This is a genomic window from Agarivorans sp. MS3-6, assembly GCF_054112545.1.
Genome location: NZ_CM134202.1, coordinates 432,497 through 447,060, shown reverse-complemented (window position 1 = coordinate 447,060; position 14,564 = coordinate 432,497). Strand labels below are relative to the sequence as shown.

Here is a 14,564-nt window from a genome sequence, read left to right as displayed (position 1 = left end):
TCATGAGTCAATCAAAAATACTCATTGTTGAAGATGACGCCGGACTACGCGAAGCACTCATTGATACGCTTGGATTGGCGGGGTATCACTGTGAACAAGCAGAGAGTGGTGAGGCCGCATTAGTTATTTTGTCTAATCAATCTATTGATCTGGTGGTTAGTGACGTGCAAATGGGCGGAATGGATGGCTTAAGTTTATTAAAAAACATTAAGCAAAAATGGCCTTTAATCCCCGTGTTACTGATGACGGCCTACGCCAAAATTGATGATGCCGTTTCAGCAATGCGAGACGGTGCCATTGATTACCTATCTAAACCTTTCTCGCCCGAGGTGCTGCTCAATCAGGTGGGGCGGTTTGCTCCAGCTGTAAAGGTTGAAAAAAGAGAGCCTGTTTATGGCGATCCAGTCACCGAAGCATTACTAAATATCAGCCAAAAAGTGGCCGCTTCTGAAGCGACGGTATTAATTAGTGGGCCCAGTGGTGCAGGTAAAGAGGTGTTGTCTCGTTATATCCATGATTGTTCGCCACGCAACGAGCAAGCGTTTGTTGCGATTAACTGTGCTGCGATCCCTGAAAATATGCTTGAGGCCACGTTGTTTGGTTATGAAAAAGGGGCCTTCACTGGCGCTATAAAAGCCTGCCCAGGCAAATTTGAACAAGCTCAGGGTGGCACCATACTGTTAGATGAAATCAGCGAAATGGACTTAGGGCTGCAAGCTAAACTGCTGCGGGTACTGCAGGAAAAAGAAGTTGAGCGTTTGGGCAGTCGCAAAATGATTAAGTTAGATGTTCGTGTTATTGCCACCAGTAACCGTGATATGCGAGAAATTGTCAGTTTAGGACATTTTCGAGAAGACCTATATTACCGCCTGAACGTGTTCCCATTAAACTGGGTGCCGCTAAATCAGCGTAAAGGCGATATCATCCCCTTGGCTAACCATTTGTTGCGAAGACACAGTGAGAGGGCCTGTGAATTAAGTTTAAGTGCTCAACATAAGTTGTTGAATCACATTTGGCCGGGCAATGTCCGTGAGCTAGATAATGTTATGCAACGCGCGCTAATTTTAGCCAATGAGTCCACTATAGATGCTGATTGTTTGATTATTGAAAATCAGTATGAGCCAATGCTATTCACTGAAGCGGCGGAAGAAAATGGTTCAAATGGCGAACCCTTAGGTTTAGAACTTAAGCAACAAGAGCAACAAATAATTTTAGAAACCTTAAAAGCCTGCAACGGTAAGCGCAAAGATGTGGCGGAAAAATTGGGTATTAGTCCCAGAACCTTACGCTATAAACTTGCTCGGATAAAAGGTGCAGGAATTGAACTTCCTGCTTAAATCCTGAACAATCAGCATACATCCATATTTTAGAGCAGCATCGTAGTAGTAGATGCTGCTTTTTTATTAAAAATGCGATGAGCGTTCGGCTTACCGTGTTTCCTATTAATAAATTAATGGGCTAAATGCCGTCACTTCACGTATAATGCCGCCGATTTTTGGTTCCTGCTGATAATTTCTGTGGAGCCACATTATTGGTCTAGGCATTTATGGGGGACTCATGACGCAACACGTTCCAGTAGTGACAGTAGACGGCCCAAGTGGGTCAGGCAAAGGGACGTTATGTCAACGTTTAGCCCAGCACTATCATTGGCAATTATTAGATAGCGGCGCGATTTATCGTGTGTTGGCACTCGCTGCTATTCATCATGATGTGCAATTAGATAACGAAGAAGCATTGAGCTTATTGGCCGCCCATTTAGATGTTCGGTTTGAAGCGAGCAATGGCCAAACCATGGTGATATTAGAGGGAGAAGATGTTTCCCTTGAAATCCGTAAAGAAACGGCAGGTAATGCCGCTTCTAAAGTGGCTGCTTTTCCGCGTGTACGCGAGGCCCTATTACGTAGGCAACGCGGATTTAAAAGCTTACCGGGCTTAATTGCCGATGGTCGAGATATGGGGACGGTGGTATTTGTTGACGCCCCAGCAAAGATTTTTCTAGATGCGAGCGCGGCGATACGGGCCGAGCGGCGCTATAATCAGTTGCAAGATAAAGGCTTTGATGTTAGTTTTGACCACCTTTTGAGCGAAATTGAAGAACGAGACCAACGAGATAGAAACCGTTCGGTTGCTCCTTTAGTTCCTGCTCAAGATGCGTTAGTAATTGATTCTACTGCACTTTCTATTGATGAAGTGGTTTCAATGTCGATAGCGTTTATCGACGAAAAATTAACCCAGTAATCTCTGGGATTTATCTCACCTATAACATGGATGAAATAGGTGTTTATTATTAACCCCATTTAGCCGGATTGCTGAGTGGCCGTTTCTATATGTGTAAATTATAAAATGACTGAATCTTTTGCTCAACTCTTTGAAGAGTCTCTACAGAATTTGGAATTTCGTTCTGGTTCTATTGTTAAAGGTACTGTAGTAGGTATCGAAAACGGTATGGTATTAGTAGACGCTGGCCTTAAGTCAGAATCTGCCATTCCTGCCGAGCAGTTTAAAAATGCTGCTGGTGAATTGGAAGTTGAAGTAGGCGCTGAAGTAGACGTAGCCCTTGACGCTGTTGAAGATGGTTTCGGTGAAACTGTTCTTTCTCGCGAAAAAGCGAAGCGTCACGAGTCTTGGATCCAACTTGAGAGTGCTTACGAAGAGCAAGCAACGGTTGTTGGTATCATCAATGGTAAAGTTAAAGGTGGCTTTACAGTTGAAGTTAACACCATCCGTGCATTCTTGCCTGGTTCACTAGTTGACGTTCGCCCAGTTCGCGATACCGCTCACCTAGAAGGCAAAGAGCTTGAATTTAAAGTTATCAAGCTTGACCAGAAACGTAACAACGTAGTGGTATCTCGTCGTGCTGTTATCGAAACTGAAAACAGTGTTGAACGTGATCAACTTCTTGAGAACCTACAAGAAGGTCAAGAAGTTAAAGGTATCGTTAAGAACCTTACTGACTACGGTGCATTCGTTGATCTTGGCGGTGTTGACGGTCTTCTACACATCACTGACATGGCTTGGAAACGCGTTAAGCACCCAAGCGAAATTGTTAATGTTGGCGATGAAATCAACGTTAAAGTACTTAAGTTTGACCGTGAGCGCACTCGTGTATCTCTAGGTCTTAAACAGCTGGGTGAAGATCCATGGGTAGCAATTGCTAACCGTTACCCAGAAGGTGCTCGTCTTGAAGGTCGCGTAACTAACCTTACTGACTACGGTTGTTTCGTTGAAATCGAAGACGGTGTTGAAGGTCTAGTTCACGTTTCTGAAATGGATTGGACTAACAAAAACATCCACCCATCTAAAGTGGTTAACGTGGGTGACCTTGTTGAAGTTATGGTATTGGATATTGACGAAGAACGTCGTCGTATCTCGCTTGGTTTGAAACAGTGTAAAGTTAATCCATGGGAGCTATTCGCTAGCACTCACGATAAGAACGACAAAGTTTCAGGTAAAATCAAGTCTATCACTGACTTTGGTATCTTCATCGGCCTTGACGGCGGTATTGACGGTCTTGTTCACCTATCTGACATCTCTTGGGATGCTCAAGGTGAAGAAGCGGTTCGCGACTTTAAGAAAGGCGACGAAATCGAAGCTGTTGTACTACAAGTTGACGCAGAACGTGAGCGCATTAGCCTAGGTGTTAAACAGCTTGCTGAAGACCCATTCAACAACTACTTAGCTGACCTTAAGAAAGGTGCCCTAGTAAACGGTACTGTTTCTGAAGTTGATGCTAAAGGCGCAACTATCGAACTAGCAAGTGGCGTTGAAGGTTACTTACGTGCTGGCGATGTTAGCCGTGACCGTGTTGAAGATGCTTCACTGGTTCTTTCTGTTGGCGACAAGCTTGAAGCTAAGTTTGTTGGTGTTGACCGTAAGAACCGCGTAATCAGCCTTTCTATCCGTGCTAAAGACGAAGCGGACGAGAAAGAAGCGATGGCTACTCTGAACAAGAAAGAAGATGCTCAGATTGGTAACGCAATGGCTGACGCATTCAAATCAGCGCTTAAAGGCGAATAATCTTTAAATCTTTTTTTAGATTTATGTGATTGAATATTGGGGGGGACTTGTCCCCCCCAAGTTCTTTATCTACACTGGTATTAGTTCCCTTTATCAATGGCTTGGAGAATCCATGACTAAATCTGATTTAATTGAAATACTCGCGAGTAAACATATTCAATTTACCAGTAAAGAAATTGAGTCGGCAATTAAAGAAATCTTAGAGCAAATGACCTGTTCACTGCAGGAAGGCGATAGGATTGAAATCCGTGGTTTTGGTAGTTTTTCTCTGCATTTTAGAGCGCCTCGAGTAGGTAGAAATCCAAAGACCGGTGAGAAAGTCGAGCTTTCTGGTAAACATGTTCCTCACTTTAAACCTGGTAAAGAATTGCGAGAACGGGTAAATAACGACCTATAGTCTTGTTTCTTTTACAATTAGGTGATCTTGGCTGGTTAAATTAGCGTGATTGCTGCATAATTTCCCTAGCTTTTATTTGGCTTAGGAGGTTGTGTGAAAGCAATATTTTCTACATTACTTTTGGTTGTGTTGTTTGTAACAGCGTTAGCTGTTGGCGCTCAGAATGACGAAATTGTGAGTGTTAATTATCTTATCGCTGAATCTGACATGCGACTCTCATGGTTAATGGCTGGCTTATTTATTACCGGTTTTATTACCTGTTTACTGTTTTTGTTGGCCTTCTATACACGCATTCGTATGGAAAGCGCAAGCTTAAAGCGGCGTTTGGCAAAACAACAGAAACAACTGAATAAACTGCAAAACGAGATGGTCAAGGATAATTAATGCTTGGCTTGTTGTTCTTGTTATTACCTGTTGCTGCAGCCTATGGTTGGTATATGGGGCAGCGCAGTGTAAGGCAAAGTCAGCAACAACAAGCAAATCACGTATCTAAACAATATGTTGAAGGCTTAAACTTACTTCTTTCCAACCAATCTGATAAAGCTGTAGATTTGTTTATTGACTTACTCCAAGTCGATTCTGATACCATTGATACCCACCTCGCCCTTGGCAATCTTTTTCGTCAACGCGGAGAAGTAGACCGCGCCATTCGGATTCACCAAAACCTGATTGCTCGTGAAGGCATTGATATAGACCAGCGTAATTTGGCTTTACAACAACTGGCTAAAGATTACTTGGCTGCTGGCTTATTCGATAGAGCAGAAGCCTTATTAATTGAGCTACAAGAAGAGCCTGATTACCGGCAGCTAGCATTGAAGCAATTACTCAGCATTTACCAACAAACGCGCGAGTGGCAGCAAGCGATTATAATCGCTAAAAAAGTCGACCCTAAGCAACTTAATGATATTCACCGACAAATAGCCCACTTTTATTGCGAACAGGCGCAGGAATTAGAAACCGCAGGTAAACAGCCGAAAAGCCAAGCCTTACTGAAAAAAGCCTTATCTAATGACAAGAACTGCGTTAGAGCCAGTTTGCATTTGGCCCAAATTCAACGTGCTCAAGGTGATTTTAAGGGCGCACTAAAATATCTAAATAAGATCCCTGAACAGGATATAGACTTCGCCTCTGACGCCTTAGCTATCTATAAATCTTGTAGTGAACAAATGGGTAAGCCTGAATACTATCAGCAATTTTTAGAATATTGCTTGTCTCTAAAAAGCAGCGCTAGCGTAGTGGTAGAGCTGTCAGCAGTTTATCAAGAAGTGCACGGCGTAGAGCAAGCGCAAGATTTATTAGCCGATGAACTTAAACGTAACCCCACCATGAAAGGGTTTCACCACTTAATGGGACTACACTTAAACTCGGCTGAAGAAGGTCAAGCCAAGCAGAGCTTACAAGTATTACGTGGTCTAGTCACACAACAACTTAAAATTAAACCCCATTATCAGTGTCGACGTTGTGGTTTTACATCGCATTCAATTTACTGGCATTGCCCTTCTTGTAAAAGCTGGGGAACAGTAAAACCGATAATGGGACTCGACGGAGAATAGAACCAATGCAAGACCCTAAAGTATTAGTCGCCTTAGATTACGCGGATCTAAAAGAGTGTTTGAACTTTGTTGCTCAGCTTGAGCCTGGTTCATGTCGGCTAAAAGTGGGTAAAGAGATGTTTACTTTATTTGGACCTGAGCTGGTTAATACACTGCATCAACGTGGTTTTGAGGTTTTCTTAGATCTTAAGTTTCATGATATTCCAAATACCGTCGCTAAGGCTGTGAGTGCCGCCGCTGAGTTAGGCGTATGGATGGTGAACGTTCACGCGAGTGGCGGAAGAAGAATGATGGAAGCCGCTAAAGCCGCTTTAGAACCTTACGGTGATAAACGCCCTAAGCTGATCGCCGTTACCGTTTTAACCAGCATGGATCAATCGGATTTAACTGAACTGGGCATTAGCATTAGCCCCCAGCAACAGGTAGAGCGCTTAGCCACTTTAACTAAGCAGTGTGGTTTAGACGGTGTTGTCTGCTCAGCACATGAAGCTCAATCACTGAAAAAACTACTGGGTGTAGACTTCTCGTTAATTACACCGGGTATTAGACCAGCAGGCAGTGATCAAGGCGACCAACGTCGAATCATGACACCGCTAGAAGCGATTAGAGCGGGTTCTGACTATTTAGTGATAGGAAGGCCTATCACTAAAGCTGAAGCTCCTGCTGAAGTGCTTAGCGCGATTAACCAACAATTGTTAGCTTAGCGAGCAACTGGTGTGCTGGCTTTCTTCACAACTAAATAAGCCAGCGCCATTAAAACACCCACCACTGCGAAATAGAGGTGGGCGTTGATAGCAACATCAATGCCTATCATTTGTTTGACCCATGGGTCACCGCCGTACAGTTGTTCTAGTAGTAGTTTTATAGACAAGCCAGCTAACACTAAACCGCCAATTTTAGCGTTACCTTTGATCACATCTACACTTGCTGCGTAGGCCAACAAGCCATGTATTAAACCAGACAGCCCAACGTACTCTGCATAGTTTGCGTAAAGTAAGGCATAACCGCCAATACTGCTTATAGTGATACTGATTAGCAAAAAATGGCGATTGGATAAACGTTCATCATAGATAAAATAAATGAGGGTTAGGGCGGCGACATTCATTAACCAGTGAATGAAATTATTGTGACAAAAGTTACCGCTTAATATGCGCCAGTATTGGCCTGCTTGGATCTGTTTTAAGTGCCAACTTGCCCAATCACTATGGGGTAATAATAACCAAGATAATGCTATCATCAGCCATAAAAACCAAAAACGTTTCAGCAAAATACTATACATAGTTAGCAGCGTCGGCGGTTGATCCAAGGTACAGCATTTATCCTTGATGCTCGTAGCTTAGCGGGTCGTTAAGGCCGTTTAACTGAAATGCTTCCAGACGCTCCTGACAGGCTCCGCATTTTCCACAAGCTTGTTCGCGGCCGTTATAACAGGTCCAAGTTTGCGCATAATCTAAGTTCATGCGTAAACCATCTTGTAGTATTTCTATTTTTGATTGCAGCAAGTAAGGGCTTATCACTTCTACTGGGTCATAGTTGGCCACTAAGCTGACATCATTCATTTTATTGACGAATTCTGGTCGGCAATCCGGATAAATGGCGTGATCACCAGAATGTGCCCCATAGAATACTTTTTTAGCGCCAATTGATACTGCATAAGCAATGGCTAAAGAGAGCAAAATCATATTTCGATTGGGCACTACAGTAGATTTCATCGATTCTTCTTGGTAATCCCCTTCAGGAATGTCGAGATCTGAAGTCAGAGATGAACCGGCTAACAATTGATTGATGCTACTAATATCAACAATTTTGTGTTCCAGACTCAGATCATTACAGACCTTTTTAGCATAATCCAACTCTTTAATATGGCGCTGGCCATAGTTAAAACTGAGAGCGAAGGGCTGAAGACCTTGTTCAAGCGTTTTATGTAATACCGTAAAAGAATCCATTCCGCCAGAATAAATGACGACTGCCTTTTCTTTCATTGTTTGCACTTAAAAATGTGGTTTAATATTGCTATTGATTTTCGCTTATTATCAATTGGGATACAAATGTAAGCGGGCTATTTGCCGGTTAATGCGATATTTGAAACCTTTCTAAGCGATGAATTTCATGCCGGAGCCGCTGCGGTTTTTGTTCGCTTACAAGGTAGTGACCTGGTGGGTTTAGTGTGGTTCAAGCAAACTTGGCCGGTAAACCTAGCCGATGAACAAGCACTCGTCACCCTCATCGGTGTTAGTGGTGATATGTCGCGTTGGGTAAACTTCTCAGTCGTGCGAAATAAAACACCGAGTAGAGTAGGGTGAAAGACATCGACAATTTAAAGCAATTATTATTGTGCGGCTCAAGTAATAAGGACGTAATGGTTTGTCTGCAAGCTATTAGCCAACATGCAAGAACGACTAAATTGTGTATTGACAGATGTATTAAAAATAACCGGTGTTTGTCTTTACAAACTCATAAATACATTGGAATAGGTAGAGTTGCTATGACACTAAATCTATTCCAAAAAATTACCAAGCTTTCTTAATTAAGGATTATTATGGCTATATTAGTGACCGGTGGTGCGGGGTATATTGGCAGCCACACTGTAGTGGAATTACTCAATCAAGGCGAGGAAGTTATCGTCGTTGATAACTTGTGCAATTCTCATCAAACCTCGCTTGATCGCGTTGAGCAAATATGTGGGAAAAGGGCGACTTTTTATCAAGCTGATGTTTTGGATAAAGAGGCGTTAATTGAAATATTTTCTAAAAATAACATCACTGCAGTAATACATTTTGCCGGGCTAAAAGCGGTGGGCGAATCTACCCAAATGCCGCTTCATTATTATCAAAATAATGTATCCGGTACGTTGGTATTATGTGAGGTAATGGCTCAGTTTAATATAAAAAACCTGGTATTTAGTTCCTCGGCAACGGTTTATGGTGACCCAGCAACGGTACCAATTATAGAGAGCTTTCCAACGGGGGCGACTAACCCTTATGGCCGCTCAAAACTTATTGTTGAAGAAATGCTGGGTGATTTATATAAATCTGACAGCAGTTGGAACATTGCGCTATTACGTTACTTTAACCCCGTGGGGGCTCATAAATCTGGGTTAATAGGAGAAGACCCTAATGGTATTCCTAATAACCTTGTGCCTTATATTACTCAAGTGGCGGTGGGCCGTTTAGCCCAGCTTAGTGTGTTTGGCGACGACTACAATACGCCTGATGGTACTGGGGTACGTGACTATATTCACGTTGTTGATTTAGCCAAAGGGCATTTAAAAGCGTTAGACAAATTGGCGGGCAATGCTGGCCTCGTCACCTATAACTTGGGGACAGGGCAGGGTTATAGTGTACTTGATATGATTAAGTCTTTTGAGGCGGTGTCAGGTAAAACCATTAATTATAAAGTCGCCCCGCGCCGACCTGGCGATATAGCCGCCTGTTATTCAGATCCTTCTTTGGCTAAGCAGGAGTTAGATTGGCAAGCAGAATTAAGCTTGGCAGATATGGCAGAAGACTCGTGGCGTTGGCAGCAAGGTAATCCTAATGGTTTCGGCTCGTAACCTTAGCCGTTAAAAAAAGCGAGCTTATCGCTCGCTTTTAGTTAGCACTCTATTTAGATAAGAAAATCGTCTTTAGATTTACCTTCATTTTTAATGGCTTTTTGAATTGGTGATGGCGTTCTGCCTTGACCTGTCCACGTTTTTTCTTCGCCATTTTCGTCAACAAATTTATATTTAGCAGGTAAAGGTTGACGTTTTTTACGTTCTTTTACTGGCGCTTGTTCGATCATTGACAATAATTCGCTAGGATCAATACCGTCTTGCTCTAGTAGCGCTTTATATTTTTCAAGCTTTTCACGTTTTTCTTGTAACTGTTTTTCTTCTTCTTGTTGCGCTTGATAACGGTCGTCGAGAATTGACTTTAATTTATTATAGCTTTCTTCAATTTGTTCGATAGATAATTCTTTGGTGGCTGCTTTTAAGCTTCTTGCGTTTAAAAACACTTTAATGAAATCGCTCATGTTACCCCTACTTTTATATTTATATATTTAACCTTCACAACAAATATTAATTAGATAACTTGCATTGTCAATTAACTACTTACAAATAAGCCATTTTGTCACTATTAACTGGCTTGGCCGTTTCGGAAATTTTAGGTTGTTAATTCTGGTTTTTGCGGTACAATTTAGTCACTAATACTGATATGTAGAGGAGCGTCAGTCAAAAGTAGCGCAATATGGGGTGATGCCAATGATTTTGCGTGAAAGGGGCTGGTGCCGAAGCAATAAACCTTATCTGGGAATATTGCTGGTGCTGTATTTAATAAGTACAGCATTGTCATAGTTAACACTATGGAGAGCTACAGAGTCCTGCCTTCAAATGATGAAGTCCAACTCGGTTTGCTCTCTACAATACAAATAGAGAACTCATGCAAACAATTCCATATACCGACTCCTTATTGTCAATTTTACCTCCTGTTATTGCCCTTGTGGTTGCACTTGCAACTCGTAGGGTGATACTCGCCTTAAGCTGTGGCATTGTTACTGGCGCCTTTTTACTGAGTGGTTACTCTTTCACTGGCAGCAGCGAATACTTAGCGCAGCTAACCGTGGGTTTAGTTTGGGAAGACGGCGCAGTGAATTCGTGGAACTCGCAAATTATAGTGTTTCTGCTGCTGTTAGGGGGCATGACCAGTTTAATGACCGCCACCGGCTCTACCCATGCTTTTGCTGAATGGGCCAAAACGCGAATCAAAACTAAGCGCCATGCTACGGTAACCACCGCCTTATTAAGCTTTGTCGTGTTTGTTGATGACTATTTTCACAGCCTTGCGGTTGGCAGTGTCGCTCGTCCGTTAACCGATCAAGCCGGCGTATCCCGCGCCAAGCTGGCATATCTGCTCGATTCAACCGCTGCGCCGATGTGTGTATTAATGCCATTATCTAGCTGGGGCGCATACATTATCGCCTTAGTGGGTGGTATTTTGGTTACCCATGGTATTACCGATATCACCCCACTGGCCGCGTTTGCTGCGATGGTCCCACTGAACTTTTATGCGATATTCGCCTTATTAATGGCTTTAACTGTCGCCTATTTCAACCTCAATATTGGCCCAATGAAGAAGCACGAAACTGCCGCTCAGCAAGGCGAGTTGTTTGATAGCAGCAAAGGAGAGCCTGCCGGTAGTGTTAATCATCAGTTTGAGGCCAGTAATGGGTCACCATTGGGTTTGGTGTTGCCAATTTTATTATTAACCGCCGTCACTTTTATTAGCTTCGTCGTGACAGGGGCGCAAGCTCTTGACCAAGAGCAAAGCTTTAGTTTATTGGCCGCTCTAGAAAATACCGATGTCACCTTATCCCTAGTGTATGGTGGCCTAGTAGGCTTAGCGGTGAGTATCGCTTTTGCTGTCAAACAGTCATTAACCGCCTCTCAATTAGTTAATGCCATATGGCTAGGGCTTAAAGCCATGAGCCCGGCTATCCTGATCTTGTTATTTGCTTGGTCAATCAGCGGCGTTATTGGTGATATGGAAACCGGTAAGTACCTAGCATCAAAACTACATGGCGCGATTAATCCGGCAATGTTACCGGTACTTATTTTTATTCTGGCTGGTATTATGGCGTTTTCAACGGGCACTAGCTGGGGAACATTCGGCATCATGTTACCGATTGCGGCTGACATGGCGGTGGCCAGTGATGTGGCGTTAATTCTGCCTATGCTGTCAGCGGTATTGGCGGGTGCAGTATTTGGTGATCATTGTTCACCGATATCTGATACCACTATTTTGTCTTCGACGGGCGCAGCTTGTCACCATATAGACCATGTAGCCACTCAGCTACCTTATGCGCTATTGGTCGCAGCTATTAGCATTGTTAGCTATTTAGTGATGGGCTTCAGCGGCAGTGTTATGACGGCCTTATCGGTTGGTTTGGTGTTATTTGGTCTGCTCACTGCGGGTTTGTATCAATTACAGCAATCGTCCGCGAAAGCGTGTGCGTAAAATTATTTAGGAACAGAGTTGTAAATGGCTTCACTACATTTTAAATATGCAGCAATGAATTCAGGTAAATCAACGCAGTTGATTCAAGCTCACTTTAATTATCTAGAGCGAGGTTTGTGCCCGCTGGCTTTAATTCCAGCGTTGGATACTCGCGATGGTGTCGGGGTAATTAAAGCAAGAGTCGGTTTGTCACTTGAGGCTGAAACCTTTAATAAACAACAAGACTTGTTTGACTTGGTAATGAACAAACATCAATCCAGTAAACAAGATGTAGTGATTGTCGATGAAGGCCAGTTTTTAAGCCGCGACCAAGTCTACCAGTTAGCCAAAGTCGTGGATGAGCTGAATATACCGGTTATGGTATATGGGTTAAAAACTGACTTTATGGGTGAGTTGTTTGAAGGTGCTTATCATTTACTATGTTTGGCGGACAAACTGGAAGAACTAAAAACCATTTGTTGGTGTGGCAATAAGGGGCACTTTAACGCGCGCATTGATCAAAATGGTCAAGTGGTGAGTGAGGGCTTACAAATAGAAATTGGCGGTAATGAACGTTACGTATCGTTGTGCCGTAAGCACTTTATTCAAGGTAACGCGGGCGAGCATTAAGCTTTATTAGATTGATTAAGATCAGTGAGGGCGTTGCTACAGCGGCGCTCTGCTGATTTCAACTCCATTAATACAACCTGAATGTCTTCAAGCTGCTGTAATAAACTTCTTTTTCTAAGCTTAATATTATCCAGTAGATTAACGACTTCATGACTGCTGTTTAACTTGGCGTCATAGAGGTCAAATAGTTCTTTAATTTCGTTTAAGGAAAAGCCTAAACGTTTGCCCCGCAAAATTAGCTTAAGCCGTAACTTATCATGTTTACTGTAGAGTCTTTTACTGGCTACGCGTAATGGTTGCAATAGTCCTTGGTCTTCGTAGAAACGAATACTGCGGGTGCTAATGGCAAATTCTTTGGCTAAATCACTAATCGTAAAAGGCGTTGGCGTTGTGGCCATTGTTACCTCAAAATAAAGTGGAAGTGACTAAAGCGTGGTTGCTAAGCGGTGATTGGTCAAATGAACAACAGCCGCCAGCGAGTCACTGGCGGCTTAATAATTAGAAGCTATGGTTGTATTGAATGGCGGCAATATAGGCATCGCCCTTAGATACAAACTCTACACCTTCTTCATTAAAGCTACCTTCTTTACCTTGAATGTAGGTAAAGCCAGCATCTAAGCTGCCTTTTTCACTGAGGTGGTAAGTGAAACCTAAGCCATAGTTGTAACGGTCGTTATCCGGAATACTAATGGTTTTATGGGTACGTGATGGGCTTTGGTCAAAAGCCATACCGGCGCGCAATTCCCAAGCAGGATTTAAGTACCACGTGCCGCCAAAGGCAACGCGGTAAGAGTTGCTAAACTTCTCTTGTTTGTTTAACACACTGCCAATGCCCTCAGAGGTGGCGTTAATTTCTTGGAAAGTACTCCAGCCGGTCCATACATAGCTGTAGTGAACCGCAAAGGCATCATTTAAACGGTTATAACCTGAGAACTCGAAAATATCGGGAAGGTTAAGGGTGAGCTCACCGGGAATAGTTTCACCGCCCGTTCCGTAGGGATTATCACTTAGTCCTTCTGGAATATCTGAATGGAAATCACCTTCAAAACCTAAATCGACCTTAGAGCGGTAGCTAATACCAAAACGGTGGTTTGAATTTACTTCCCATAAGGCGCCAACATTCCAACCAAAGCCCCAGCCGTCACCTTCTAAAGAAGCCGCTGTACCATCGGCAGGGAAGGGACCACCAGTGCCAAAGTTACGCACTAGCTTAGCGGTGCCATAAACTGCGTTCACCCCTGCACCAATACTAAATTGTTGATTGATGCGGTAAGAAACATTTGGATTTAGGTTCAAAGTAATTAACTCGGTTTGTCCTGCCAAGTCACCATCAGGATAGTCAGCAGGGTAGTCAGTGGACAAACCGAAGTTAGAGAACATGCCTACCCCCCAGGCCCACTGGTCGTTCAAGGGTTGGATGAAATAACCAGCCGGTACCGCCGCAGCAGGAACTACATCGTTGTTTGTTCTGGCTTTTTCATCTTCACTATATAGTCCGTTATTACCTTTAACGTAAACGTCAGGAGCGATGTAGCTTAAGGCACCAGAGACAGCGATGCTATCAAACATCGCCATGGCAGCGGGGTTACGCGCCATAACCGCTGCATTGTCGGCAATCGCCGCTTCACCTGCAAAAGAGCGGCCTAAGCCTGTCGCCGAATGCTCAACCAATTGAAAGCCAGCGGCGCTAAGCTCAGTGGCAGTAAGTGTTGCAGACGCAGCAATAAGTGCGAGTGGTAATTTCCTTATTTTCATCGTTCCCTCTTTATAACGGGGTTAAGTTATTATAATTACACCAAGTCAGACCACTGACCTCTGACCAGATTAGGGGTAATTTAATAAAATGTTAAGTAAGTGTTAATTGTTTTTGTCAAAACTTCGAGCTGCCGCACAAAAGTTAAACAGGCGTTTAACTTGTGAGTTAGCTAGAAAATAAAAGCAGAATGGGTGATTTGCAGATATTGGTGTGAGAATAACAAAAGCTAATATGGC

At 43.2% G+C, this 14,564-nt stretch carries 16 protein-coding genes and 1 riboswitch; of the genes, 11 read left to right on the top strand and 5 right to left on the bottom strand.

The genetic code is table 11. The annotated features are described in order from the left end of the window. Positions 1 to 2: 2 nt before the first annotated feature. From ACVFI8_RS02095 to pyrF, 7 genes are all read left to right on the top strand, one after another. A complete protein-coding gene (locus ACVFI8_RS02095; RefSeq protein WP_457872896.1) occupies positions 3 to 1,337 on the top strand; it encodes a sigma-54-dependent transcriptional regulator in 1,335 nt (444 codons plus the stop codon). A gap of 220 nt (positions 1,338 to 1,557) precedes the next feature. Further along, complete coding sequence (gene cmk, locus ACVFI8_RS02090) at positions 1,558 to 2,238, top strand: (d)CMP kinase (protein ID WP_457872895.1); 681 nt, start codon at positions 1,558 to 1,560, stop codon at positions 2,236 to 2,238. A gap of 105 nt (positions 2,239 to 2,343) precedes the next feature. After that, complete coding sequence (gene rpsA, locus ACVFI8_RS02085; RefSeq protein WP_248715101.1) at positions 2,344 to 4,017, top strand: 30S ribosomal protein S1; 1,674 nt, start codon at positions 2,344 to 2,346, stop codon at positions 4,015 to 4,017. A gap of 112 nt (positions 4,018 to 4,129) precedes the next feature. After that, complete coding sequence (locus ACVFI8_RS02080; protein ID WP_248715102.1) at positions 4,130 to 4,414, top strand: integration host factor subunit beta; 285 nt, start codon at positions 4,130 to 4,132, stop codon at positions 4,412 to 4,414. 93 nt (positions 4,415 to 4,507) lie between these two features. Next, a complete protein-coding gene (locus ACVFI8_RS02075) occupies positions 4,508 to 4,798 on the top strand; it encodes a LapA family protein (RefSeq protein ID WP_248715103.1) in 291 nt (96 codons plus the stop codon). After that, positions 4,798 to 5,967 (top strand): lipopolysaccharide assembly protein LapB, encoded by a 1,170-nt coding sequence (gene lapB / locus ACVFI8_RS02070; protein ID WP_457872894.1) that lies wholly within the window; start codon positions 4,798 to 4,800, stop codon positions 5,965 to 5,967. Before ACVFI8_RS02075 ends, lapB begins: the two co-directional genes overlap by 1 nt. 5 nt (positions 5,968 to 5,972) lie before the next feature. Next, positions 5,973 to 6,671, top strand: a complete 699-nt coding sequence (pyrF, locus tag ACVFI8_RS02065; RefSeq protein ID WP_457872893.1) for an orotidine-5'-phosphate decarboxylase — start codon at positions 5,973 to 5,975, stop codon at positions 6,669 to 6,671. Here the strand turns inward: pyrF and rrtA are convergent. Continuing rightward, entirely contained in the window at positions 6,668 to 7,246 is a 579-nt protein-coding gene (gene rrtA, locus ACVFI8_RS02060) for a rhombosortase (RefSeq protein WP_457872892.1), read from the bottom strand. The genes pyrF and rrtA overlap by 4 nt on opposite strands. Before the next feature lie 37 nt (positions 7,247 to 7,283). Further along, complete coding sequence (gene queC, locus ACVFI8_RS02055; protein ID WP_248715107.1) at positions 7,284 to 7,949, bottom strand: 7-cyano-7-deazaguanine synthase QueC; 666 nt, start codon at positions 7,947 to 7,949, stop codon at positions 7,284 to 7,286. A gap of 81 nt (positions 7,950 to 8,030) precedes the next feature. Here queC and ACVFI8_RS02050 point away from each other — a divergent pair, with 81 nt between their 5' ends. Together ACVFI8_RS02050 and galE are read left to right on the top strand one after the other, a co-directional pair. Further along, entirely contained in the window at positions 8,031 to 8,270 is a 240-nt protein-coding gene (locus tag ACVFI8_RS02050) for a hypothetical protein (RefSeq protein ID WP_457872891.1), read from the top strand. Positions 8,271 to 8,506: 236 nt separating this feature from the next. Beyond that, positions 8,507 to 9,520 (top strand): UDP-glucose 4-epimerase GalE, encoded by a 1,014-nt coding sequence (galE, locus tag ACVFI8_RS02045; RefSeq protein WP_248715109.1) that lies wholly within the window; start codon positions 8,507 to 8,509, stop codon positions 9,518 to 9,520. A 53-nt stretch (positions 9,521 to 9,573) separates the two neighbouring features. Here galE and ACVFI8_RS02040 read toward each other — a convergent pair whose 3' ends face one another. Beyond that, positions 9,574 to 9,981: an H-NS family histone-like protein gene (locus ACVFI8_RS02040; protein WP_248715110.1), complete on the bottom strand. Its 408-nt coding sequence runs from the start codon at positions 9,979 to 9,981 to the stop codon at positions 9,574 to 9,576. A 177-nt stretch (positions 9,982 to 10,158) separates the two neighbouring features. Beyond that, positions 10,159 to 10,330, top strand: a riboswitch (Lysine riboswitch). A 58-nt stretch (positions 10,331 to 10,388) separates the two neighbouring features. Here ACVFI8_RS02040 and ACVFI8_RS02035 point away from each other — a divergent pair. Continuing rightward, entirely contained in the window at positions 10,389 to 11,963 is a 1,575-nt protein-coding gene (locus tag ACVFI8_RS02035) for a Na+/H+ antiporter NhaC family protein (RefSeq protein ID WP_457872890.1), read from the top strand. 24 nt (positions 11,964 to 11,987) lie between these two features. Next, positions 11,988 to 12,572, top strand: a complete 585-nt coding sequence (locus ACVFI8_RS02030; protein ID WP_457872889.1) for a thymidine kinase — start codon at positions 11,988 to 11,990, stop codon at positions 12,570 to 12,572. Here the strand turns inward: ACVFI8_RS02030 and ACVFI8_RS02025 are convergent. Together ACVFI8_RS02025 and ACVFI8_RS02020 are read right to left on the bottom strand one after the other, a co-directional pair. Then, entirely contained in the window at positions 12,569 to 12,970 is a 402-nt protein-coding gene (locus tag ACVFI8_RS02025) for a MerR family transcriptional regulator (RefSeq protein WP_248715113.1), read from the bottom strand. The genes ACVFI8_RS02030 and ACVFI8_RS02025 overlap by 4 nt on opposite strands. A 100-nt stretch (positions 12,971 to 13,070) precedes the next feature. Beyond that, on the bottom strand, positions 13,071 to 14,327 hold the full coding sequence (locus ACVFI8_RS02020) for an outer membrane protein transport protein (RefSeq protein ID WP_457872888.1): 1,257 nt from the start codon (positions 14,325 to 14,327) through the stop codon (positions 13,071 to 13,073). Positions 14,328 to 14,564 lie beyond the last annotated feature (237 nt).